At 65.9% G+C, this 21,590-nt stretch carries 26 protein-coding genes; 11 read left to right on the plus strand and 15 right to left on the minus strand.

All coding sequences use genetic code 11. From position 1 onward, the window contains the following. Nucleotides 1–132: 132 nt before the first annotated feature. Nucleotides 133–621: a GNAT family N-acetyltransferase gene (locus AC1DVR_RS13755; RefSeq protein WP_478001152.1), complete on the minus strand. Its 489-nt coding sequence runs from the start codon at nt 619–621 to the stop codon at nt 133–135. A gap of 154 nt (nt 622–775) precedes the next feature. On the opposite strand from AC1DVR_RS13755, the gene AC1DVR_RS13760 reads away from it, so the two are divergent. Further along, complete coding sequence (locus tag AC1DVR_RS13760; protein ID WP_478001153.1) at nt 776–1,351, plus strand: flavin reductase family protein; 576 nt, start codon at nt 776–778, stop codon at nt 1,349–1,351. 108 nt (nt 1,352–1,459) lie between these two features. After that, nucleotides 1,460–2,353, plus strand: coding sequence for a calcium-binding protein (locus tag AC1DVR_RS13765; RefSeq protein ID WP_478001154.1), 894 nt, complete (start codon nt 1,460–1,462; stop codon nt 2,351–2,353). Between the two features lie 39 nt (nt 2,354–2,392). Here AC1DVR_RS13765 and AC1DVR_RS13770 read toward each other — a convergent pair whose 3' ends face one another. Both AC1DVR_RS13770 and AC1DVR_RS13775 read right to left on the minus strand, forming a co-directional pair. Then, nucleotides 2,393–2,974 carry a dimethylsulfonioproprionate lyase family protein gene (locus AC1DVR_RS13770; RefSeq protein WP_478001155.1) on the minus strand — a complete coding sequence of 194 codons (582 nt, stop codon included), beginning with the start codon at nt 2,972–2,974 and terminating at the stop codon, nt 2,393–2,395. 155 nt (nt 2,975–3,129) lie between these two features. Beyond that, a complete protein-coding gene (locus tag AC1DVR_RS13775) occupies nt 3,130–3,300 on the minus strand; it encodes a hypothetical protein (protein ID WP_478001156.1) in 171 nt (56 codons plus the stop codon). Between the two features lie 352 nt (nt 3,301–3,652). On the opposite strand from AC1DVR_RS13775, the gene AC1DVR_RS13780 reads away from it, so the two are divergent. The 5 genes from AC1DVR_RS13780 (at nt 3,653) to AC1DVR_RS13800 (ending at nt 7,258) form a co-directional block, all read left to right on the plus strand. Continuing rightward, nucleotides 3,653–4,531: an S-methyl-5'-thioadenosine phosphorylase gene (locus AC1DVR_RS13780; RefSeq protein WP_478001157.1), complete on the plus strand. Its 879-nt coding sequence runs from the start codon at nt 3,653–3,655 to the stop codon at nt 4,529–4,531. Between the two features lies 1 nt (nt 4,532). After that, a complete protein-coding gene (locus tag AC1DVR_RS13785) occupies nt 4,533–5,771 on the plus strand; it encodes an SDR family oxidoreductase (RefSeq protein ID WP_478001158.1) in 1,239 nt (412 codons plus the stop codon). After that, on the plus strand, nt 5,771–6,241 hold the full coding sequence (locus tag AC1DVR_RS13790; protein ID WP_478001159.1) for a DUF2269 family protein: 471 nt from the start codon (nt 5,771–5,773) through the stop codon (nt 6,239–6,241). Before AC1DVR_RS13785 ends, AC1DVR_RS13790 begins: the two co-directional genes overlap by 1 nt. Before the next feature lie 9 nt (nt 6,242–6,250). Then, nucleotides 6,251–6,799, plus strand: a complete 549-nt coding sequence (locus tag AC1DVR_RS13795; RefSeq protein WP_478001160.1) for an adenine phosphoribosyltransferase — start codon at nt 6,251–6,253, stop codon at nt 6,797–6,799. 84 nt (nt 6,800–6,883) lie between these two features. Next, nucleotides 6,884–7,258: a DoxX family protein gene (locus tag AC1DVR_RS13800; RefSeq protein ID WP_478001161.1), complete on the plus strand. Its 375-nt coding sequence runs from the start codon at nt 6,884–6,886 to the stop codon at nt 7,256–7,258. Between the two features lie 294 nt (nt 7,259–7,552). Here the strand turns inward: AC1DVR_RS13800 and AC1DVR_RS13805 are convergent, their stop codons facing one another. The 12 genes from AC1DVR_RS13805 to coxB all read right to left on the minus strand — a co-directional run bounded on the left by AC1DVR_RS13805 (nt 7,553) and on the right by coxB (nt 18,097). Then, on the minus strand, nt 7,553–8,959 hold the full coding sequence (locus AC1DVR_RS13805; protein ID WP_478001162.1) for an FAD-binding oxidoreductase: 1,407 nt from the start codon (nt 8,957–8,959) through the stop codon (nt 7,553–7,555). Nucleotides 8,960–9,020: 61 nt separating this feature from the next. Further along, the gene (locus AC1DVR_RS13810; RefSeq protein WP_478001163.1) at nt 9,021–9,821 is read right to left on the minus strand and encodes an MBL fold metallo-hydrolase; all 801 of its coding nucleotides are present in this window, start codon (nt 9,819–9,821) and stop codon (nt 9,021–9,023) included. Between the two features lie 35 nt (nt 9,822–9,856). Next, on the minus strand, nt 9,857–10,414 hold the full coding sequence (locus AC1DVR_RS13815) for a DUF1697 domain-containing protein (protein ID WP_478001164.1): 558 nt from the start codon (nt 10,412–10,414) through the stop codon (nt 9,857–9,859). A 58-nt stretch (nt 10,415–10,472) separates the two neighbouring features. Beyond that, on the minus strand, nt 10,473–11,057 hold the full coding sequence (locus tag AC1DVR_RS13820; RefSeq protein ID WP_478001165.1) for a GNAT family N-acetyltransferase: 585 nt from the start codon (nt 11,055–11,057) through the stop codon (nt 10,473–10,475). After that, a complete protein-coding gene (locus AC1DVR_RS13825; RefSeq protein WP_478001166.1) occupies nt 11,057–12,316 on the minus strand; it encodes a M16 family metallopeptidase in 1,260 nt (419 codons plus the stop codon). Before AC1DVR_RS13825 ends, AC1DVR_RS13820 begins: the two co-directional genes overlap by 1 nt. Beyond that, entirely contained in the window at nt 12,313–13,698 is a 1,386-nt protein-coding gene (gene thrC, locus AC1DVR_RS13830; protein WP_478001167.1) for a threonine synthase, read from the minus strand. The genes AC1DVR_RS13825 and thrC overlap by 4 nt, the downstream gene beginning before the upstream one ends. Next, entirely contained in the window at nt 13,698–14,366 is a 669-nt protein-coding gene (locus AC1DVR_RS13835; RefSeq protein WP_478001168.1) for an SURF1 family protein, read from the minus strand. The genes thrC and AC1DVR_RS13835 overlap by 1 nt, the downstream gene beginning before the upstream one ends. A 135-nt stretch (nt 14,367–14,501) precedes the next feature. Continuing rightward, complete coding sequence (locus AC1DVR_RS13840) at nt 14,502–15,365, minus strand: cytochrome c oxidase subunit 3 (protein WP_478001169.1); 864 nt, start codon at nt 15,363–15,365, stop codon at nt 14,502–14,504. A gap of 27 nt (nt 15,366–15,392) precedes the next feature. After that, nucleotides 15,393–15,971 carry a cytochrome c oxidase assembly protein gene (locus AC1DVR_RS13845; protein ID WP_478001170.1) on the minus strand — a complete coding sequence of 193 codons (579 nt, stop codon included), beginning with the start codon at nt 15,969–15,971 and terminating at the stop codon, nt 15,393–15,395. Next, a complete protein-coding gene (locus tag AC1DVR_RS13850; protein ID WP_478001171.1) occupies nt 15,971–16,189 on the minus strand; it encodes a hypothetical protein in 219 nt (72 codons plus the stop codon). The genes AC1DVR_RS13845 and AC1DVR_RS13850 overlap by 1 nt, the downstream gene beginning before the upstream one ends. Then, entirely contained in the window at nt 16,189–17,151 is a 963-nt protein-coding gene (gene cyoE, locus AC1DVR_RS13855) for a heme o synthase (RefSeq protein WP_478001172.1), read from the minus strand. Before cyoE ends, AC1DVR_RS13850 begins: the two co-directional genes overlap by 1 nt. A gap of 91 nt (nt 17,152–17,242) precedes the next feature. Then, a complete protein-coding gene (coxB, locus tag AC1DVR_RS13860) occupies nt 17,243–18,097 on the minus strand; it encodes a cytochrome c oxidase subunit II (protein WP_478001173.1) in 855 nt (284 codons plus the stop codon). Nucleotides 18,098–18,294: 197 nt separating this feature from the next. Between coxB and AC1DVR_RS13865 the strand changes: the two genes are divergently transcribed. The 4 genes from AC1DVR_RS13865 to AC1DVR_RS13880 all read left to right on the plus strand — a co-directional run bounded on the left by AC1DVR_RS13865 (nt 18,295) and on the right by AC1DVR_RS13880 (nt 21,515). Then, the gene (locus tag AC1DVR_RS13865) at nt 18,295–19,119 is read left to right on the plus strand and encodes an alpha/beta hydrolase (protein WP_478001174.1); all 825 of its coding nucleotides are present in this window, start codon (nt 18,295–18,297) and stop codon (nt 19,117–19,119) included. 102 nt (nt 19,120–19,221) lie between these two features. Continuing rightward, nucleotides 19,222–20,643, plus strand: coding sequence for a metalloprotease TldD (gene tldD / locus AC1DVR_RS13870; RefSeq protein ID WP_478001175.1), 1,422 nt, complete (start codon nt 19,222–19,224; stop codon nt 20,641–20,643). 97 nt (nt 20,644–20,740) lie between these two features. Next, the gene (locus AC1DVR_RS13875; RefSeq protein WP_478001176.1) at nt 20,741–21,064 is read left to right on the plus strand and encodes a hypothetical protein; all 324 of its coding nucleotides are present in this window, start codon (nt 20,741–20,743) and stop codon (nt 21,062–21,064) included. After that, complete coding sequence (locus AC1DVR_RS13880) at nt 21,057–21,515, plus strand: hypothetical protein (RefSeq protein WP_478001177.1); 459 nt, start codon at nt 21,057–21,059, stop codon at nt 21,513–21,515. The genes AC1DVR_RS13875 and AC1DVR_RS13880 overlap by 8 nt, the downstream gene beginning before the upstream one ends. Nucleotides 21,516–21,590 lie beyond the last annotated feature (75 nt).

A 21,590-nucleotide genomic window follows, 5' to 3' on the forward strand; every position in this document is an offset into this window, starting at 1 on the left:
AAGTGCTGCATTCATTCTGCCCCCATTCACCGTCCCCAAATATCCCCGCCGGAGGCTCTGCGGAGACAAGCGGCTTGGCCGCGCAGGCGACCCAAAAGGCTTGCGCGCTTGCGCGCTCCGCTGGGTGCGGTGTCAGGCGCCGGTGGCCTTGGTGACCTGGCCGCGCACCCGGTCCCAGGCGCCCGCCTTCAGGGCCAGGCCCAGCACCCGGTCGGGGTTGGTCGGCGGTGGCATCTCCACCCCTTCCAGCTTCTTGAAGCCGAAGCGGCGGTAGTAGGGCTCGTCGCCCACCAGCATCACCCGCTCCCACCCCAGACGGCGCGCCTCGGTCAGGCTTTCGTTCATCAGGAGCCCGCCCAGCCCCTCGCCCTGATGGGTCGGGTGCACCGCGACCGGGCCGAGGAGCAAGGCATCCTCGCCGCCCACTTCCACCGGCCAGTAGCGGATCGCCGCCACCAGCACGCCATCCTCCCGCAGGATCAGGCAAAGCGCCGCCACCGTCGGCACCCCGTCGCGCAGCCGGTAGGAGGACAGCGCCGTCCGACCCGGCGAAAAGCACAGGTCATAGAGCGCCTCCACCTCCCACCAGTCGGCCTCGGTCTCTTCTTCCAGCTGGTACAAGGCGCCTCCGCGGGGCTTTCGACAGAATCATCTGGAAACGCGGGTAACATGGCGACATGTCAGGATCAAATCGGTTCCGCCCGCCGCGGCCGGAGGCCCCTTCCGCTTTGCCGCACCACCGCCTAAGCTCGTGCCAAACTCCTGAAAGGCTCCCATGTTTTACCGCCCCTCCGAAGGTCACGGCCTGCCGCATTCGCCCTTCAACGCCATCGTGGCCCCCCGCCCCATCGGCTGGATCGCCACCCGCGGCCCCTTCGGCGACAACCTCGCGCCCTATTCCTTCTTCAACGCGGTCGCCTATACCCCGCCGCAGGTCATCTTCGCCTGCGACCGCAAGGACAGCTTGCGCAACATCGAGGACACCGGCGTCTTCGCCACCAACATGGTGAGCGAGCCGCTCTGGCACCAGATGAACGCGACCTCCGCACATCTGCCGCGCGGCACGGATGAATTCGCCCATGCCGGGGTCGAGAAATCCGAATGCACCACGATCGACTGCCCGCGCGTCACCCTGTCGCCCGCGACGCTGGAATGCCGCCTGCAGCGGGTCGTCACGCTGGAGGGCGGCGCGGATTTCCTGATCATCGGCACCGTCACCGGCGTCCATATCCGTGACGAGTTCCTGACCAACGGCCGCTTCGATCTGACCAAGGTCCGCCCGATGACCCGTCTCGGCTACAAGGACTACGCCGTCATCACCGAACTTCTGCCGCTCGACCGGCCGCGCTGACCGGTCGCGCAATCTGCGGATGAATTCTCTGGGCTAGTTCTCTGGCCAAACCGCAGATCTGCCGCTAGGCTCGCACAAAACCATTTGCGCGGCGTTCAGGACCCTTTCATGCCCTACATCAACTTTCAATCCGATTTTCCCAGCAGCATTGCGCAGGCCTTCAGCTTTGTCGACGAGGCGATGCTGCGGACCACCATTGCCTATGTCTATGTCGACTACGGCGAGGTATGGCTCTCCTCCGACAGCGCGTACGCCTACTACATGCGCGGCACCGGGATCACCACCACGACGATTTCGGGCGAGATCCAGCTGACCGGCGGCACCCTGAGCGAGCTCTATGCGGGCAGCAAATCCATCGAGCCCAACGTCTTCACCGGGATCGCCTCCATCACCGACTTTCACATCGACGCGGTCACCCTGCGCGATGCGGCCCAGGCCGAACTGACCCACACCAATCCGGCCGCGCTGGAGCATCTCTTCTACGGCCTCGGCTGGCACTATTATGGCAATGACGCTGAGGACATCCTGCTGTCCACCACAAAATCAGCCGATGGCATCCTGATGAACCTCAAGGGCAACGACCGTTTCCTGACCATGGGCGGCGACGATCATGTCTTCCTCGGCGATGGCAACGACTACGTCGATGGCGGCATCGGCCTCGATACGCTGGAGGGTGGCAAGGGCAATGACAGGCTTCTGGGCGGCGGCGGGGCGGACCATCTCTTCGGCGGTTCCGGTGCGGACCGGCTGAATGGCGGCAAGGGCAGCGATACGCTGATCGGCGGCCTCGGCTCTGACACTTTCCTCTTCAAGGCCGGCGACGGGCATGACCGCATCACCGGGTTCAACACGGCGCAAGACAGGATCGAGCTTGCCCCCGGCACAGCCCATTCGGTCACCACGGTTGGTCATGACACCACCATCCACTACGGCCCCGGCACCGACACGATCCTGCTGGTCGGGATCGACGCCGCCCATGCCAGCCTGATCACCTTCATCTGAGACCCGGCGCGCAGGCGGCATCAGACGCCCGCGCGCCCCCTATTTCCCCAAAATCACCGATTTCGCCGCCAGATCGCCGCCGCGCCAGAGGTACAGCGCCGCCAGAGGCTCTGCCCCCACCCGCATCGCATGGGGCACCCAGGGCGCGTGGTGGATCGCCTGCCCCACCGGCACCGGAGTGAAATCGCCATCGCCCTGCTGCCACTCCGCGACCCCGTGAATCGGCAGATAGACCTCTTCGGCGGCATGGGCATGGGCGGGATAGGTGACGCCGGGGGCGAGCAGCAGCACCCCGCAGGCGATCCGCTCGCTGGCCAGGGGGCCGCGCAGGCCGATGAACTCGCTCCAGCCATAACCGTCGAGGAAATCGGCACCGAAATCCGCCGCCCCATAGGTCTGCTGCCAGCGCAGCCGCGGCGCCTCCGCCCGGATCGCCGCCAGCGCCGAAGCAACCGCCGCGCCGGCCCCTTCCCCCGTCATATCCTCCAGCCAGCGGCAGACCGGCAACCGCGCCGGCACACAGTCGCGCCGCGGACCAATATCGGGCCATTCCGCCAGAAAGGGCTCCGCCTGCGCCACCCCGGCAAAAGCCGCCCGCACCTGCGCCAGCATCATGTCCATTCTGCCCTGCCTCCCTGGCCTGTCGTGGCCTGCCTTGGTCAGACTTAGCCCATGCCGTGGTTTCTGCCAAAGCTTTGATGCACCCGCGCCGACACAGGGCGCGGGCCGCCATTCCCCTCATCTGTGCCACGCGGGCCTTCACCAGTGCGCCGCCCCTACGGGGTGAGGCTGCGTCCGCCCGGATTGCCCACAGCCCGCGCGCCCCCGCTTTCGCCGCCCTGCCGCGCCTGCCCGGCACGGATGCCACTGCCCTGCAGATCAACGGCCCGCCGCAAGGACTGCCGGGCCGATCCCGGCTCCGACATGTCGCGCCGTGTCACGGTCACGCTGCACGGTCCGGACCTCCGCGCCCTGCTGATCGTCTTGGACGACTTCTGCGCCCCTGCTGCAAACCTTGGGTTTCGCGCCGTGCCTGAACGCGGCCCTGGAGTGTGCGCCCGCCACCGCCCCGTGATCGGGGGCCGGGGCAAAAGTTAACGAGACCTGAACAGAAATCGCAAAAACGTCACATAACAAAGGCTTACCAGACCTTGCACGCGTGCAATCCCCCTCCTTTCACACCCCTTCGCCCAAAACTTCACCCCGCACCGCAAAATCCCGCCCTCGCCCGGGCTGCGGCGATAGACTCTCGCTTCGCCCTCTCCTACCCTCGGGCCGAACAACCGGGAGGAGACCGCGATGTCCAACGAAATCCCGCGCCGGATCGGCGTGATCGGCGGCTCGGGCGTCTATCAGCTGGCCGAGATCGAGGCGCCGCAATGGGTCGCCGTCACCACCCCCTGGGGCGCCCCCTCGGACGAGGTTCTGACCGGCCGGATCCGGGGCACCGCCATGGCCTTCCTGCCCCGCCACGGGCGCGGCCATGTCCATGCGCCGGGCTCGGTGCCCTACCGGGCCAATATCGACGCCCTGAAACGCCTGGGCTGCACCGATATCATCGCGGTCTCGGCGGTGGGGAGCCTCAGGATCGACTACAAGCCGGGGGATTTCGTGCTGGTCGACCAGTTCATCGACCGCACCTTCGCGCGGGAGAAAAGCTTCTTCGGGCCGGGCTGCGTCGCTCATGTCTCGCTGGCCGATCCGACCTGCGCCCGGCTGGGCGCCGCGGTGGCCGGGGCCGCGGCGGCCGCGGGCATTCCCCTTCACCAGGGGGCGACCTACCTTGCGATGGAGGGGCCGCAGTTTTCCACCCGCGCCGAAAGCCGGCTTTACCGGCAATGGGGCGCCGATGTGATCGGGATGACCGGGATGCCCGAGGCGAAACTCGCCCGCGAGGCCGAGATCTGCTATGCCTCGGTCGCGATGGTCACCGATTACGACTGCTGGCATGACGACCATGGCGCCGTCGATGTGGCCCAGGTGATCGCGACCCTGACCGCCAATGCCGACAAGGCCCGGGGCCTTGTGGCGGCCCTGCCCGACCACCTGGCCCATCGTCCCGACCCCTGCCCCTGCGGTTGCGACCGCGCGCTGAGCTTTGCCCTGATGACCGCCCCCGCCCAGCGCGACCCCGAGGCCCTGGCCCGGCTCGACGCCGTGGCGGGACGGGTTCTCTAGGGTGACGCGCGGGGTCGCCAGGGTCCTGCTCCTCGGCGCCGATGGCTTCATCGGCCGCCACATGGCCTTTTCCTTGCGCGCCCGCGGGGTCGAGGTTCTGGCCCAGGCCCGCAGGCCGGACCGGCTGGCGCGGATGGGCTTTGCCACGCTGCGCGCCGATCTGACCGACCCCGCCACGCATGACCCCGACTTCTGGCGCCCGCATCTGGCGGAGCATGGCCCCGCCGTCACCCATCTGATCAGCTGCGCGGGGCTGCTCACCGGAACCGAGGCGCAGTTTCGTGCCGTCCATCTCGACGCCCCCAAGGCTGCGCTTGCAGCGCTTGGTCCGGGAGCGCATGGCCTCTTGATCTCGTCCATCGGGATCGGGGCCGACACGCCCTTTGCCCGCTGGCGCCGCACGACCGAGGCGCTTTTTGCCAGCCACACCATCCTGCGCCCCGGCCTCGTGCTGGCCGACACGTCCTATGGCGGCTCCAGCGCGCTCCGCGCCTTTGCTGCCCTGCCCTTTGTCACGCCGGTGGTGGGCGATGGCCGCCAGCTGTTCAACCCGATCCATGCCGCGGATCTGGCGTCCCTTGCCCTCTCGCATCTGGGCACCCCCGGCCTGATCGAGGTCGGCGGGCCCGAGGTGCTGAGCCTGACCGAGCTGACCCTTCTGGTCCGCCGCTGGCTGGGGCTGGGCGAGCAGCGCGTGATCCACCTGCCGCTGACCCTCGCCCGGGTTCTGGGGCAGGTGGGCGATCTCTTGCAGCTCGGGCCTTTGTCGGCCACCGCGATCGACCAGCTGAGTGCCGGCGTGCTGACCCATCCCGCCCCGCTCAACCCGGCGCGCGGGGTGTCGGACTTCGTGATGGACCGGCCCGCGGGCACGCAGGACCTGTGGCAGGCGCGGCTTTACCTGCTGAAGCCTCTGATCCGGCTGACCCTGGCGCTCCTCTGGTGCGCCTCGGGTCTCCTCGGCCTTTTCGCTGCGCCCGAGGCCTTCCCCGAGGTTCAGGCGCCGCCATGGATCGCCAAGGTCTTTGGTCTGGTCGATCTGGCGCTGGCCTATGCCCTGCTGCGCGACATGAAGCCGCGACGTATAGCTGCTGCCCAGCTTGCCCTGGTCAGCAGCTATACAATCGGGTTGACCTTGCTTGCCCCCGGCCTCTGGCTCGACCCTTTCGGCGGGCTGTTGAAGAACCTGCCCATCCTTGCCCTGATCCTGACCCATCTGGCCCTGATCGAGGAGCGCTGATGGACAGCTACGAGGTTGCCAAATGGCTGCATATCCTGTCCTCGACCGTGCTGTTCGGCACCGGGATCGGGACCGCGTTCCAGATGGTCTGGGTGATGCAGAAGGGCACGGCGGGACAGGCGGTGCAAACGGCCGCCGGGGTGGTGGTGGCCGACTGGCTTTTCACCACGCCCGCCGGTGTGATCCAGCCGCTGACCGGGCTTTGGCTCATCCATCTGACCGGGTTTTCGCTGGCCGAGCCCTGGCTTCTGGCCGCCTATGGTCTTTACCTTATGGCCTTTGCCGCCTGGGCGCCGGTCGTCCACCTGCAACTGCGGATCCGCGACCTCTGCCGCGCCGCCCCCGCCGATGGCCCGGTGCCCGAGGCCGCACGGCGGCTTTTCCGGATCTGGTGCGCCCTCGGGGTTCCCGCCTTTGCGGCGCTTGTGGCGATCTTCTGGCTCATGGTATCGAAACCCGCATTCATCTGAGGACCGCCCATGCAAAAGCCCTTTCCCTCCAAAAGCGTGAAAGACTACATCCGCACCATCGTGGATTTCCCGCATGAGGGCATCCTGTTCCGCGATGTCACCACGCTTTTCGCCGACCCGCGCGGCTTCAGGATGTGCGTCGACCAGCTGCTGGCGCCCTATGCCGGCATGGCGATCGACAAGGTGGCCGGGCTTGAAGCACGCGGTTTCATCATCGGCGGCGCCGTGGCGCATCAGCTTTCGACCGGCTTCGTGCCGATCCGCAAGAAGGGCAAGCTGCCGGGGCAGACCATCTCTCAGGCCTACAAGCTGGAATATGGCGAGGCGGTGGTCGAGGTCCATGAAGACGCGATGAGCCCGGGCGAGCGGGTCCTGCTGGTCGATGACCTCCTGGCCACCGGCGGCACCGCCGAGGCCGGGATCCGCCTGATCGAAAGGCTGGGGGCCAAGGTGGTCGGCTGCGCCTTCGTGGTCGACCTGCCCGAGCTTGGCGGCCGCAAGCGGCTGGAAGCGATGGGGATGGAGGTGCACGCCCTTTGCACCTTTGACGGAATCTGACCCGGCGCCCGGCCACACGGGGAAGTGAAGGCGGTGGCGGGGGCTTTGGTTGCGGGCCCTCTGGCGACCTGTCAGCGTGATGCCATGAAAGACCTGTGCAACCTTGCCGGCCGGCTGCTGATCGCGCTCCTCTTCCTCGGCGGGGCGGTGCAGAAATTCACCGATCCGGCGCCGGTGATGCAGATGATCGCAGGCATCGGCCTGCCCGAGGCCCTGGTCTGGCCGGTGGCGGTCTTTGACCTGATCGCCGGGTTGGCGCTGATCTTCGGGCCCCTCGTGCCGCTTTGGGCGCTGGTCATGGCGGGCTATTGCCTGTTCACCAGCTATTTTCATTGGCAGCTGCGCGCCGACCCCTGGCAGGTGACGATCATGGTGAAGAACTGGTCGGTCGCGGGCGGCCTGCTGATCCTCGCAGCCCAAGGCCCGGGCCGCTACGCCCTGCGCTGGCCGCGCGGCTGATTGGTTGGGCTCCGCAAAGGCGGGCTGCGGAACTTTGCCAAGGCCCATTTACCATTTGCTAACCCGAATCGGCATAAACCAGTCTTGTCCGGTTCACCCGACCGGATGGGCGCTGCTTGCAACACGTGACCCACCTACCCCACCCCAGCGCCCTGTCGGATTGTCCGGCAGGGCGTACGGTTTTCTGACAGGGTTTCCTGCTTCATTCAGACCGGGAGGGCCGCCCTCCTGGATGAAAAACTGGCCCTGCCGGACCCTCCCGGGGATATTTTCGTCGGGATGAAGGGCAAAAGGTCAGCGCAACACGGCACCGGGGTTCATGATGCCAAGCGGGTCGAGCGCCGCCTTGATCGCCCGCATCGCGGCCAGCTTCGCCCGGTCGCCATAGCGCTCCAGATCGGCCACCTTCAGCCGCCCGATGCCATGTTCGGCGCTGAACGAGCCGCCGCGCGCCACGACCATGCCATGAACCAGATCCTGCACCGGGCCGACCATCGCCTTGAAGGCGGCGGGTTTCTGGCCCTTGGGCGGGAAGACGTTGTAATGCAGGTTGCCGTCGCCGAGGTGGCCGAAGCAATTGATCCGCCAGTCGCCGAGGGCCGCCAGCGCCGGCCCCGCGTCGCGGATGAAATCGGCGATCTCGCTCAAGGGAAGCGAGATGTCGTGGCTCGAGATTGAACCCACCGCCCGGTTTGCCAGAGGGATCGTCTCGCGCAGTTCCCACAGGGCGGCGCGCTGCGCGCCCGACTGCGCGATGATGCCGTCGGAGACGAGCCCCGCCTCCAGCCCTTCGGCAAAGAGCGCGGTCAGCGCCTCCTGCGGGTCGCCCTCGGCGAGGCCGACATCAACCAGCACCATCCACTCCGGCACTTCGGCAAAGGGCTGGCGGATCTGCGGCAAGGTCTCGGCCAGGAAGGTCAGCCCCATGCCCGCGATCAGCTCGAAGGCGGAAACGGCAGGGCCAAGCCGCGCCTGCGCCAGGGCCAGAAGCGTCAGGGCGGCGGCGGGGTCACGCACCACCATCAGGGCCGCGCCCTCGGCCTTCGGGATCGGGAACAGCCGCAGGCTGGCCGCGGTGATCACACCCAAGGTGCCCTCGGCCCCGATCAGCAACCCGCGCAGATCGTAGCCGGTGTTGTCCTTGCGCAGGCGTTTCAGCCCGTGCCAGAGGCTGCCATCGGGCAGCACCGCCTCCAGCCCCAGGCAAAGGTCGCGCGCATTGCCGTAGCGCAGCACATTCACCCCCCCGGCATTGGTGGCCAGGTTGCCGCCGATCCGGCACGAGCCCTGGCTCGCCAGGGTCAGCGGGAACAGCCGGCCCTCCGCCTCGGCCGCCTTCTGGACATCGGCCAGGATCACCCCGGCCTCGGCCAGCAGGACATTCTCCTGCGGGTAGACCCCGCGCACCCGGTTCATCCGCTCCAGCGACAGGAGGAGCGGCAGCGGGCCCTCGGTCATCACCTGCGCGCCGACCAGCCCGGTGCCGCCGCCCCAGGGCACCACGCCGACCCGCGCCGCGGTGCAGGCGCGCAGGATCACGGCGACCTCCTCGCTAGAGGCGGGGCAAGCCACGGCGCCCGCCTGGCCCTTCCACTTGCCGCGCGGCTCTTCCAGATAGCGCGGCTCGGCCGGGCGTAGGGTGCCGGGTGGCAGCTGGCCCTCAAGGCTGTTCAGAAAGGCGGGGTCGGCGGGATTGAGCATGGTGTGTCTCCTGCCCAAGTCTTAGCCGCAGTTCGGGCGGAGTGAAAGGATCGGGGGAGGATCACGGGAAGGGTTCGGGGGCGAGCACCACCACTTCAGGCTGGGCGGGCAGGCTGGCGCGCGAAACGGCGATTTCGGAGGTGTCCTGCCGGCGGGTCGGATAGCCGGGCTGCAGATCGGCCAGATACTGGGCCAGAACCTGCGGCGTGAACCAATGCATCGGCAGCACAAGGCGCGGGTGCAAGGACCGCGTCACCCCGGCAATCGCGGCCTGCGACATGGTGTATTCGCCGTCGACCGGCACCATCAGCACATCGACCCTGCCGATGGCTGCCAGCTGACGCGGGCTGAGAATCTGGTGCAGATGCCCGAGATGGACAATGCAAAGCCCCGCCACCTCGAAGATGAAGATCGAGTTGCCATCCTGCCGCGCCCCCTCGCCAAAAGGGCCGCGCAGGTCGGAGGTGACGTTGCGGATCCGCAACTCGCCCAGATCAAGGTCGATGGCCGCGGGCTGGCCGGGCGGACCCCAGCCGCGGATGACCAGGGGGATGCGCGGGTCGGGGTGATCGGTGAAATGGGTGTCGTGGTAGTTGTTCATCGTGACGATGTCGGGCACCACATCCCGGTTGCCGGTCTTGCCGTTGTAATCGGTGATGGCCATCAGCCCGCCCGGCGTGCGGATCGCGAACATCGCATGCCCGACATAGCGGATGCGCACCTCGCCCTCGGGCAAAGGCGCGCCATAGCGCACAAAGGTCACCTGCCCGCTGTCGGCCAGGGCCACGCAGTCCGAGCGCAGGCTCGCGTCGGCCCGCGCCATGATCGGCAAAAGGAGGATCAGCGCCAGAAGCCACCGCATGGCCCAGCCTGCCATGAAAGGCGCGCGCGCGGCGGTCACGTTGCCGTCAGCGGGGCCAGACCCCGGGCAAGAACCAGTATAGCCTCGGCCGAACGCTGGTTGCGCGCGGTCCAGTCGCCCTTGAGGTAGCGCGCAAGCTTGCCCGCCAGGGCCGATTTTCCAAAGCCCTGCGGCGTATGGAGGTAAAGCGCGCCCGCGGTCAGATGGAACCTCTCGCCCGCCGTGGCCAGGTCGCCAAGGCCCGGCCGCAGCACCGTGCCGGGTTTCAGGAACAGGATATGCACCTTGGCCCCATCCGCCGCCCCGTCCGCCGCAAAAGGGTTGCCGTCCAGAACCGCGGCCATTTCGGCCAGCCCCAGCACGAACACCGGTGTCACGATGCCCCGGGCCGCCAGCGCTTCCGCCACCCGCGCCTCAAGCCCCCTCGGGTCCGCCAAAGCCACCGCATTGCCGCTTTGAATGTAGGTCTTGACCTGCGACAGGCCCAAGCCCTCCAGCATCCCGGCAAACGCAGCCATCGGCAGGCGGTTGGCCCCGCCCACATTCACCCCGCGCAGCATCAGGATCACAGGCTCCACCCAAGCCCCCTTCATTCAGACACAAATATCCTGGGGGTCCGGGGGCAAAGCCCCCGGCTACCAGCCGATATCCTCAACCCGTCTCGGTCTTGCCGCGCCGGTCATGCCGCAGGTTGGAGTAAAGCACATGGTTGCGCCAGCGTCCGTTGATCTGCAGGTAGCTTTGCGCCACGCCCTCGTATTTGAAGCCGGTCTTTTCCAGCACCCCGCGCGAGGGGGCGTTTTCCGGCAGGCAGGCGGCCTCGATCCGGCTCAGGTCCATGACCTGGAAGGCGTGGTGGACCAGCGCCTGGATCGCCTCGCGCATATAGCCCTGACGGGCAAAGGGCGCGCCGATCCAGTAGCCGAGCGTCCCCGCCTGCACCGGGCCGCGGCGGATATTGTCCAGCGTGATCGCCCCGATCAGCAGGTTGTCGCTGCGCCGGATCAGCATCAGCGCCAGTGCGGTGCCCTGCACTTCGGCCCGTCCGGCCCAATAGACCCGGTTGGTAAACGCCTTGCGGGTCAGATGGTCGGGGGCGCGCACCGGCTCCCATTGCAACAGGTGGTCATTGGAGATCGAACGCAGCGCCGCCCATTGCCGGTAATCCTGATGCGCCGGCAGGCGCAGCGTCATCCGCTCGGTCTCGATCCTTGGCTTCTTGTGCAGGCCGAACATCAGGCGCGCAGCCTTTCCTGCAAGGCCTCCAACCCGGGCGCGGCCTCGACCGGGCCATAGAGCGCCAGGGCGGTGCCGGCCTGCAGCAGACCCTCGCCAAAGCGGCGCACATCGGCGGTGGTCACCGCGTCGATCTTGGCCACGACCTCATCCACATCCGGCACCCTGCCGTAAATCGCCAGAAGCCGCGCGATGCGTTCGGCGCGCGACGAGGGGCTTTCCAGCCCCATCAGCATGCCCGCCTTGATCTGGGCGCGGGCGCGGGCCACCTCGGCATCCGACATATCCTCGGCGGCGCGCTTCATCTCGTCGATGGTCAGCGCCGCAAGGTCGCCGATCTCATCCGCCGAGGTGCCGGCATAGATCGTCATCTGGCCGGCATCCTCGTAAGCGCCGGCCTGGGCGAAGATCGAATAGCAGAGGCCGCGTTCTTCCCGGATCTTCTGGAACAGCCGGCTCGACATGCCGCCGCCCATCGCGGTGGCATAGACCTGGGCGGTGTGGACATCCGGGTGGCGATAGCCCGGGGCATCCAAAGCCAGGGCGAAATGCACCTGCTCCAGATCCTTGACCTCGCGCCGTTCGGTCCCGGCAAAACGGGCGGCTTCAAAGCCCAGTTCAGAGCGGGCCGCGATGCCGCCGAACATGGCGCGCGCCTGCGCCACGATCGCGTCATGGTCCACCGCCCCCGCAGCCGACAGGATCATCTGGCCCGGCGCATAACGCTCGGCCACGAAGCCCTGCAGATCCTTGCGGCCAAAGGCGCTGACCCGCTCCTCCGGCCCGAGGATGGTGCGGCCAAAGCTTTGCCCGGGATAGGAGGCCTCCTGCAGCCAGTCGAAGACGATGTCATCGGGCGTATCCAGCGCCTGGCCGATTTCCTGCAGGATCACATGGCGCTCGGTCTCGATATCGGCCTCGTGAAAGACCGGGTTCAAGACGATATCGCCGATCACATCCAGCGCCAGCCCGACGTCGTTCTGCAGAACCCGGGCGTAATAGGCCGTCATCTCGCGCGAGGTATAGGCGTTGATATAGCCGCCCACATCCTCGATCTCTTCGGCAATCTGCAAGGAGGTGCGCCGCTCGGTGCCCTTGAAGGCCATGTGCTCCAGAAAATGCGCGATGCCGTTCTGTTCGGGCCGCTCATGCCTGCCGCCCGCCATGACCCAGATCCCCGCCGAGGCGGATTTCAGCCCCGGCATATCCTCGGTCACGATCCTCAGGCCATTGTCCAGCGTCGTCAGGCGTTGAGTCACAGGGCGATCCTTTCGCGGACCAGAGATTGCAGCGCGCCAAGGTCGTTGGGCACCCGTGTGACCCGCTCCGGTTTCTGGAACAGATCGGCCATCCGCGGCGGCAGGGCCGGACGGATGCCCGAAGCCGCCTCGACCGCATCAGGGAACTTGGCGGGATGGGCGGTGGCAAGGGTGATCATCGGGGCGGCGCCCAGATGTTCCTCGGCCACCTTCACGCCGACCGCGCCGTGAGGGCACAAAAGCTCGCCCGTTGCGGCATGGGTCCATTTGATCGTGGCAGCCGTCTCGGCCTCGGAACAACGGCCCGAGGCGAAGGTGGCGCGCAGCATCTGCAAGGCGCCCTGGCTGATGCGGAAACCGCCCAGCTTCAGCTCTTCCATCAGGGCTGCCACCGCCGCCCCGTCGCGGCCATAGGCATCAAAGAGGGCGCGTTCGAAGTTGGACGAGACCTGAATATCCATCGAAGGCGAGATCGAGGGTTTCACCCCGTTCGTCTCATAGATGCCCGAGCGCAGGGCGCGGTCGAGGATGTCGTTCTGGTTGGTGGCGATCACCAGTTGCTTGATCGGCAGGCCCATGGAGCGCGCGATATAGCCCGCGAAGATGTCGCCGAAATTGCCGGTCGGCACGGTGAAGCTCACCGACCGCTCCGGCGCGCCGAGCGACAGGGCCGAAGAGACGTAATAGACCACCTGCGCCAGAACCCGCGCCCAGTTGATGCTGTTCACGCCGGCCAGCCGCACATCCTCGCGGAAGTCGAAGTCGTTGAACATGTCCTTCACGCGGGCCTGGCAATCGTCAAAATCGCCATCCATCGCCAGGGCATGGACATTGGATTCGCTCGGTGTCGTCATCTGGCGCCGCTGCACTTCGCTGACACGCCCGTGCGGGAACAGGATGAAGACATCGACATTGGCCAGCCCCCGGAAGGCCTCGATCGCGGCCGAGCCGGTATCGCCGCTCGTCGCGCCCACGATGGTGATCCGCTCGCCGGTGCGGGCCAGCGCCGCCTGCATCATCTGCCCGATGAGCTGCATGGCGAAGTCCTTGAAGGCCAGCGTCGGGCCGTGGAACAGCTCCAGCAGAAAATGGTTCGGCGCCAGCTGCTTCAGGGGTGCGCGCGCCGGATGGCCGAAGCCGGCATAGGCCTTGGCGATCAGCCCGCGAAACTCGTCATCGCTGAAGGTGTTGCCCATGAAGGGCTTCATCACGGCAAAGGCGATTTCCTCATAAGGCCGTCCCGCCAGCGCCGCAAAGGCCGCCTTGGAGAACACCGGCACCGACTGGGGCACATAAAGCCCTCCGTCCCGCGCCAGCCCCGTCATCATCGCTTCGCCGAAATTCAGGACCGGAGCGGTCCCCCGGGTAGAGATATATCGCATCATGCCGCCTTCGAACTTTGCTGTCTGATACGCCACAACAGAAAGACTGTCATCACGAACCAGACACAGGCCAGGGAAAACCATGTCATCGCATATTGCCAGTGGTCATTGGGAATAGCGGAAGTGTCCAGAGGCACCGGTATGATCCCGTCACCCGTCGGCTCACGCGCGACAATAAGTGTGGGCTCAGTCCGCAGCGAGGCCGCCATCGCCGTGACATCCCGCGCGAACCAGAGGCCGGTCTTGGCATCGGGCGGCGGGGTGTAGCTGTCGGCCTCCTGCGGCCAGTCGAGGTTGCCCGCCACTACCGCCTCATGCGCCGCCCCCGGCGTGGCGATCGTGCCATCAAGCCAGATGCCGCGATCCACCAGCACGCGCCGCCCGTCCGGCGTCGCAAAGACCGCGATCACCCGTTTGCCCGGGCCGCGGTCGGTCAGGCTGTCGAGCTTGAAGGCCGCCTCGCCGGTATAGCGCCCGGACAGGGTGACGCCCCGGTAGCGGTCGGCCTCCATCGTCACCACGGGGGCCAGGGGCACCGGCGCCTGCACCAGCATCGCATCAATCGCCGCGATCTTGGCCTCTTTCCACTTCAGCCGCTCCAGCTGCCAGATGCCGAGCGAGATCAGGATCAACACCCCGATCACACCCACGAGCAATGGTCCGATCATCCGCCGCATCATCTTCTCCAAAGCAAAGGGGGGCGCCCGAAACCGCGCCCCCCTTCATTGGTCCCCAAATATCCCACGGGAGGGTCCGGGAGGGTGTGAAACCCTCCCGGCGCGTTCAGGCAGACCGCCCTTGGGTCAGCCAGCGCCCCAGACATAGACGGCAGCAAAGAGGAACAGCCAGACCACGTCCACGAAGTGCCAGTACCAGGCCGCCGCCTCAAAGCCGATATGGGCCTCGGGGGTGAAGTCGCCCTGATAGGTGCGGATCAGGCAGATCAGGAGGAAGATCGAGCCGATGATGACGTGGGCGCCATGGAAGCCGGTCGCCATGAAGAACGAGGCGCCATAGATGTTGCCGGCGAAGCCGAAGCCGGCATGGGCATATTCGTAAGCCTGGAAGAAGGTGAACAGCACGCCGAGGATCACGGCCAGGATCAGGCCCTGTTTCATGTCGCGGCGGTTGTTGTTGTCATGGACCAGCGCATGGTGCGCCCAAGTGGCCGCCGCGCCTGAGCAGAGCAGGATCAGCGTGTTGATGATCGGCAGGTGCCAGGGGTCGAACATCTCGATCCCGGCCGGCGGCCAGACGCCATCGACGATCGGCGACTGCGGCCAGACCGTGGCGCCGCTCGCGTCGACGGTCGGGACCATCGGATACATGCGGTGCTTGAAGAAGGTCCAGAACCAGGCGGCAAAGAACATGACTTCCGACATGATGAACATGATGAAGCCATAGCGCAGGCCGATACGGACAACCGGGGTATGGTCGCCGGTATTGGCCTCGTGGATCACGGCGGACCACCAGCCATACATGGTGTACAAGACCCCCAGCAGGCCGATCAGCCCGATGAAGGGCGTGCCCCGGGTCGTCGAGCCGTGGTTCATCCAGATCACCATGCCGAACAGCATGACGAAGGCCGAGAAGGCGCCCGCAAAGGGCCAGATCGACGGCGGCAGAATGTGGTAGTCGTGGTTCTTGGCGTGGGCGTGGTCTGCCATCGCTTGGGCTCCCTCGTTTCTTCTGGTTCAGTTTACGGGCTTGGAGGCGTCAGGGGCAAGAGCCGCCTCTGCCACATCCAGCGGTATTTGGTGGAAAGTGTAAGACAGCGTGATCTCGTTGACATATTTGCCCTCGCGGTCCTTCACGATGGCGGGGTCGACGTAGAAGGTCACCGGCATCTGCACCGTCTCGCCGGGCTTCAGGATCTGCGCGGTGAAACAGAAGCAGGCGATCTTGGTGAAATAGCCACCCGCCGCATCCGGCGTGACATTGTAGCTGGCCTGCCCGGCCACGGCATGATCGGTCGGGTTGGAGGCCTCGTAAAAGGCCAGCCCGGTCTCGCCGATCCGCAGGGTCATCGAGGTTTGCAGCGGCTTGAAGGTCCAGGGCATGTCGCGGTCTTTCGACGCGTCGAAACGCACTTTCACCGTCTGCTCCAGCGGCTCGGCCGGGGCGTGCTTGGCGACCGAGGTCGTGCCGCCAAAACCGGTGGTCTTGCAGAACCAGGAATAGAAGGGCACGGCCACGAAGGACAGGCTGACCATAACCAGCGCCACCAGCGCCAGCCAGGCTGCGGTCCGCTTCTGGGGCGTCATCCCGGCCATCAGTTCAGATCCTGCACCGGCGTGGTCGAGGGCACGATCGGCGTGCCATCGGGGTTGACAGCGCCCTTGCCCTGAATGGCATGCATCGGGTCGCCATGCGTCACCTTCTCGACCGTCAGGAAGAAGGAGAGGATCACGAAGGCCGCCAGCGCCACGCCGACGCCGACATTGCGCGACAGGCGGCGGCCATGCAGTTCATGGTCAGGTTTGAAGGACATCACCAGGCTCCCAGTCCCAGACCATGCAGGACGGCCTCGGCGAAAAGTGCGACGAAATGCAGGAAGAGGTAGAGCAGCGAGAAGGTGAAGACCTGCTTTTCGACCTTGTACTTGTCCGCCGCGGCCACATCCTCATCCCGGCGCAGGATCGCCCAGGCACCGTAAAGGAAACCAAGGTTCAGCAGAACCGCCGTCGCCAGATACACCGGCCCGCCGATCGAGGTGAAGCCCAGCGCCAGCGCGAAGGGTGCGAGCAGGATCGTATAGACCATGATATGCCGGCGCGTGGCCTTGCGGCCATGGGTCACGGTCAGCATCGGTACCCCGGCGCTGGCGTAATCTTCCTTCATGAACAGGGCCAGGGCCCAGAAGTGCGGCGGGGTCCACATGAAGATCAGCATGAACATGAGACAAGCTTCCAGCGAGACCGACCCCGTCGCCGCCGCCCAGCCGATCATCGGCGGGAAGGCCCCTGCCGCGCCACCGATCACGATGTTCTGCGGCGTCGAACGTTTCAGCCACATCGAGTAGACGACGACATAAAAGAAGATGGTGAAGGCCAGGAGCCCGGCCGCGACGGCATTGGTCGCCAGCCACAGCATGATGACCGAAGCGACAGAAAGGGTCACGCCCAGCCCCAAAGCCTCGCCCGGCTGGATGCGGCCCATCGGAATCGGGCGCTTGGAGGTGCGCTTCATCACCACGTCGATATCGGCGTCCCACCACATGTTCAAAGCGCCCGAAGCGCCAGCGCCAAGCGCGATGAACAGGATCGCGGTGAAGGCCGACACCGGCGGCAGATGGGTCGGGGCGACGATCATCCCCACCAGGGCGGTGAAGACGACCAGCGACATCACGCGCGGCTTCAGAAGCTGCACGAAGTCGGAAAAGCCCGGCTCTGCGGCGCCCGCTTCCACCCGGTCACCGGCCGCCTGTTCGCCAAAAGACTGGATATCGGTCATGCGTTCACCTCAGAGCCTGCAAGAACGAAGGCCCCCGCACGACGATCTCTCGTCAGAAGGGGGCCTCTCGCCAACGTCATGGTCCAGAGCCTCAGTTCGAGGCCAGCTGGTAGTTGCCGCCCTTGGCGCCTTCGAGCCACTTGTCATAAGCCTCCTGGCTCACGACCTTCACTTCGATCGGCATATAGGCATGGCCCTGACCGCAGAGCGTGGTGCACTGGCCAAAGTAGATGCCTTCCTGCGTCGCCTTGAACCAGGTCTCGCCCAGACGGCCCGGCACGGCAGAGTGCATGACGGCGAAGGCCGGCACGGCCCAGGCGTGGATCACGTCGGCGCCGGTCATCTCGACCTTGACGACCTTGTTGACCGGCACGACCAGCGCGTTGTCGACGGCCAAGAGGTAGTCCGAGGGCTTGTAGCCGGCGGCTTCCAGTTCATCCTTCTCCAGCTTGACGGAGTCGAAGGTCACGTTGGCTTCCGGATAGGCGTAGTTCCAGTACCACTGGTTGCCGGTGACCTTGATGGTCAGGTCGGACTTCGGAATTTCCATCTGGTCGAACAGCGCCGGCAGCGAGAAGGAGCCGATGAAGACCAGAACCAGCACCGGGATCAGCGTCCATGCCACTTCGATCGGGGTGTTGTGGGTGAACTTGGCCGGGGTCGGGTTGGATTTGGAATTGAAGCGCAGGATGACGTAAAGCAGCAGCGCGCAGACGAAGATCGTGATCGCGCCGATGATCCACATGATCATGCCTTCCAGCGCCTGGGCTTCGACCGCGACGGGGGTCGAGGCGGGCTGGAAGCCGATGCCTTCCGGATGCGGCACGCCGATTTCCTGCAGAGCCTCAGCCGCGGCCGCACCGGCCAGCGTCAGGGTCGTCACAGAGGCCAGACCTGCAGCCAGCGCCAGAGACGAAAGACCGCGAAGGGGGGTGAGAAGACTCATGTTCAATTCCCGTTCCATGCGCGGCTGTCCCGCCGCCTTTTCGGACGTGCCTGCAAGACAGGCAGAATCCCGTTGTTTCTGCGTCCTCTGAAACCATATTAGAGGGGCTACGACAAGAGAAACCGCGCGGGAAGATGCTGTCTTCGCACGGGTTTCAAGCCCCCCGAAAGGAATTTCCCCTGGCCTCCGTATTTGTGATGTGGTTTGCGCGCCGAATTCTGCGCCGCCTGGTGCGGATGATCCTGCTGTTCTACATCTTTTCGCTGGCCGGGCTTTATGCCTGCCAAAGGCAGATCCAGTATCAGCCGGGCCATGAAAACCCCTCCCCCGCCAGCGTCGGTCTGCGCCACGTCGCGGTGGAGCGGCTGACGGCGCCGGACGGGGTGCCGCTGGTCCTGTGGTACGCGGCCCCTGCCCCGGGCAAACCGAGCCTTCTGTTCTTTCAAGGCAATGCCGGCACGATCGCCGACCGCGCCGGCAGGCTGGCCTATTACCAGTCGCGCGGGTTTGGCGCGGCCTTCCTGTCCTATCGCGGCTTTGGCGGCAGCGGCGGAAAGATCAGCGAGAAGGGCCTGATCACCGATGCCCGCACCGCCTATGACTGGCTCGCCGCGCGCACAGCACCGGGGCGGATCGTGCTGGTGGGCGAATCCCTCGGCACCGGGGTGGCGGTGCAGCTCGCGGCCCAATTGCCGCCCGGATCGGTCGGGGCCGTGGTGCTGGACGCGCCCTATGCCTCGACGCTGGAGGTGGCGCAGGGGCGCTTTCCCTATCTTCCGGTGGCCCTCTTGATGAAGGACCAGTTCCTGTCAGTCGACCATGTGGCGGCCATTCACGCCCCCCTCTTCATCCAGCACGGCACCGCGGATGATGTCGTCCCTTATGCATCCGGTGCGAGGCTCTTCGCCGCGGCGGTGGAGCCCAAGACCTTTGTGCCCCTGCCCGGCCGCGGCCACGAGATCATCTTTGCCCGCGATGTCTGGCAACGCGAGGCGCAGTTCATCGCCCGCACCGTGAAGTGAGCCCTCCCCGAGGCACCCCGCTCGGCGAAGTGAAAACCCCCGCCTTGCAGCCTGGCCCGCCAGCGCCTAGGTTTGCATAACCCTATCGAAAGCCCCCCGGACATGACCGACGCCCCTTTCCGCCCGTTTGAGACCCACCTCGACGAAGCCGCAGCCCTGCGCATTCTGCGCGATGCGACGGCAGGCGCCGATGATGGCGAGCTGTTTCTGGAACGCCGCCGCTCGGAAGCCATCGTGCTGGACGACCGCCGGATCAAGACCGCGAGCTATGACGCTTCCGAAGGCTTCGGCCTGCGCGCGGTGCGGGGCGAGGTCGCAGGCTATGCCCATGCCACCGAAATCTCCGAAAGCGCCATGAAACGCGCGTCCGAGACTACGCGGCTGGCGGTGGGCGATGGCGGCGGGGTGCTGGCACCGCCGCCCAAGGGCACCAATGTCAAGCTTTACAGCGATGCCGACCCGATGGCCGACGCGGTCTTTGCCGCCAAGATCGACATCCTGAAAGAGATCGACGCCTATGCCCGCGCTTTGGACCCGCGGGTGATCCAGGTCTCGGCCACGCTGGCGGCGGGCTTGCAGGAGGTCGAGATCCTGCGCCCGGAAGGCCTGCGCCTGTCCGACATCCGCCCGATGGCGCGGATGAATGTCTCGGTCGTGGTCGAAGAGGCAGGTCGGCGCGAACAGGGCGGCACCGGCGGCGGCGGGCGCCACGGTCTGGCCCAGCTTCTGGAGCCGGCCTACTGGCAGGCCCAGATCCGCGAGGCCCTGCGGATCGCCCTGGTCAACCTGCACGCCGAACCGGCGCCCGCGGGCATGATGGACGTCGTCCTCGGGCCGGGCTGGCCCGGCATCCTGCTGCACGAGGCAATCGGCCACGGGCTGGAGGGCGATTTCAACCGCAAGCAGACCTCGGCCTTCGCCGGCCTGATGGGCCAGCAGATCGCGGCCAAAGGTGTCACGGTGCTGGATGATGGCACGATCCCCGACCGGCGTGGCTCGATCTCGGTCGATGACGAGGGCACGCCCTCGCAGAAGAATGTGCTGATCGAGGATGGCGTGCTGGTGGGTTACATGCAGGACCGCCAGAACGCCCGGCTGATGGGGGTAGCCGCCACCGGCAACGGGCGGCGCGAAAGCTATGCCCATATCCCGATGCCGCGGATGACCAACACCTATATGCTGGCAGGCAATGACAGCCCCGACAGCATCGTGGCGAGCCTGAAGGACGGGATCTATGCCGTGGGCTTCGGCGGCGGTCAGGTCGATATCACCAACGGCAAGTTCGTCTTCTCCTGCACCGAGGCCTACCGGGTGAAGAATGGCGTCGTCGGCGCACCGGTCAAGGGCGCCACCCTGATCGGCGACGGCGCCACGGCGCTGAAGCATATCCGCGCCATCGGCAACGACCTGAAGCTCGATCCCGGTATCGGCAATTGCGGCAAGTCCGGACAATGGGTGCCGGTCGGCGTGGGTCAGCCGACGCTGATGATCGGCGGGCTGACGGTGGGTGGTTCGCAGAAGTGACTTCTGACATGCACATGGCCCCTTGAAAGGAGTCCGTGCGGCATCTATATTCTTGAACACGGGGGTATGATGCCCTCTTGTTCGAGGAGTGGAGCACATGGCATCTCTTGACGATTTTAAAGCATCACCAAATGGCCTAGCCGTAGGCGAGATCCTGAACCACCGCGACTGGCAGATCGAAATGGTCTGCTTGGCCAAACATGGCCTCACACCGGCACAAGCTGTCGGCGCCGAGATCCAAAGACGCGTTGGCACTCTAGACGACACCCAAAAACAGCAGGTTGGGCGTTGGATCAAAGAGATCATGGCCGAGAAAGGTTGGATCCCGGACGCAAAGGGCGCGCGCGTCGCCAAGGGGAACCTGTTTTCCCGCGCAACCACTTACAGACAGATCCAAGCTGCAGGTGTCCGCAATGTCTAAGAAGATCGTCACCGCTGAACACATAAAGATGCTGACCGTGGAAAAGCGGTCAAGAATGTACGCCAACGCCTGCGCTCTATCGACCCCGGAAGCCTTTGCGCTGAAGATCCTTATCGAAGAAATTGGACTGCCCTTCAAAGAAGATCGTGCCTTTAAACCTGAGGACGATCTTGGCCATGCTTTGATCGAAATCATCTTCTCATCGGAAGGAAGGCGCGCGGCGCTGGACGCCACCGAAGCCGGATTGGCCGCCATGGCCAACGTCGACCCCCTCATCCAAGCCAGGCTGGACCAAGAGTACGGACCACATGACAACTCGACAGTTCGCGCAGGCGAGATCGTCGGTGCACTTATGCGATCGCTGGACTACGTGAAGGGTCCCCAGGCCGATTTACCCTTGAACTGCGTAGCCAGATCGGCGGCGACTTGGTCCAAGAACAAGAAACAATAGTGCTGTCGCGGTATGTGATGAGTCCAATTGCCGCAATTCATGCGACCTTGGCTCGATTGGACGCAAAGACATAGC

Source organism: Rhodobacter sp. P2_H5 (assembly GCF_056403335.1).

Coding starts and splice junctions, on each gene's coding strand:
- AC1DVR_RS13760 (WP_478001153.1), top strand. CDS start 776: ATGTTTTACCGCCCCTCCGAAGGTCACGGCCTGCCGCATTCGCCCTTC.
- AC1DVR_RS13765 (WP_478001154.1), top strand. CDS start 1,460: ATGCCCTACATCAACTTTCAATCCGATTTTCCCAGCAGCATTGCGCAG.
- AC1DVR_RS13770 (WP_478001155.1), bottom strand. CDS start 2,974: ATGGACATGATGCTGGCGCAGGTGCGGGCGGCTTTTGCCGGGGTGGCG.
- AC1DVR_RS13780 (WP_478001157.1), top strand. CDS start 3,653: ATGTCCAACGAAATCCCGCGCCGGATCGGCGTGATCGGCGGCTCGGGC.
- AC1DVR_RS13790 (WP_478001159.1), top strand. CDS start 5,771: ATGGACAGCTACGAGGTTGCCAAATGGCTGCATATCCTGTCCTCGACC.
- AC1DVR_RS13795 (WP_478001160.1), top strand. CDS start 6,251: ATGCAAAAGCCCTTTCCCTCCAAAAGCGTGAAAGACTACATCCGCACC.
- AC1DVR_RS13800 (WP_478001161.1), top strand. CDS start 6,884: ATGAAAGACCTGTGCAACCTTGCCGGCCGGCTGCTGATCGCGCTCCTC.
- AC1DVR_RS13805 (WP_478001162.1), bottom strand. CDS start 8,959: ATGCTCAATCCCGCCGACCCCGCCTTTCTGAACAGCCTTGAGGGCCAG.
- AC1DVR_RS13810 (WP_478001163.1), bottom strand. CDS start 9,821: ATGCGGTGGCTTCTGGCGCTGATCCTCCTTTTGCCGATCATGGCGCGG.
- AC1DVR_RS13815 (WP_478001164.1), bottom strand. CDS start 10,414: ATGAAGGGGGCTTGGGTGGAGCCTGTGATCCTGATGCTGCGCGGGGTG.
- AC1DVR_RS13820 (WP_478001165.1), bottom strand. CDS start 11,057: ATGTTCGGCCTGCACAAGAAGCCAAGGATCGAGACCGAGCGGATGACG.
- thrC (WP_478001167.1), bottom strand. CDS start 13,698: ATGCGATATATCTCTACCCGGGGGACCGCTCCGGTCCTGAATTTCGGC.
- AC1DVR_RS13835 (WP_478001168.1), bottom strand. CDS start 14,366: ATGATCGGACCATTGCTCGTGGGTGTGATCGGGGTGTTGATCCTGATC.
- AC1DVR_RS13840 (WP_478001169.1), bottom strand. CDS start 15,365: ATGGCAGACCACGCCCACGCCAAGAACCACGACTACCACATTCTGCCG.
- AC1DVR_RS13845 (WP_478001170.1), bottom strand. CDS start 15,971: ATGGCCGGGATGACGCCCCAGAAGCGGACCGCAGCCTGGCTGGCGCTG.
- AC1DVR_RS13850 (WP_478001171.1), bottom strand. CDS start 16,189: ATGTCCTTCAAACCTGACCATGAACTGCATGGCCGCCGCCTGTCGCGC.
- cyoE (WP_478001172.1), bottom strand. CDS start 17,151: ATGACCGATATCCAGTCTTTTGGCGAACAGGCGGCCGGTGACCGGGTG.
- coxB (WP_478001173.1), bottom strand. CDS start 18,097: ATGAGTCTTCTCACCCCCCTTCGCGGTCTTTCGTCTCTGGCGCTGGCT.
- AC1DVR_RS13865 (WP_478001174.1), top strand. CDS start 18,295: ATGTGGTTTGCGCGCCGAATTCTGCGCCGCCTGGTGCGGATGATCCTG.
- tldD (WP_478001175.1), top strand. CDS start 19,222: ATGACCGACGCCCCTTTCCGCCCGTTTGAGACCCACCTCGACGAAGCC.
- AC1DVR_RS13875 (WP_478001176.1), top strand. CDS start 20,741: ATGGCATCTCTTGACGATTTTAAAGCATCACCAAATGGCCTAGCCGTA.
- AC1DVR_RS13880 (WP_478001177.1), top strand. CDS start 21,057: ATGTCTAAGAAGATCGTCACCGCTGAACACATAAAGATGCTGACCGTG.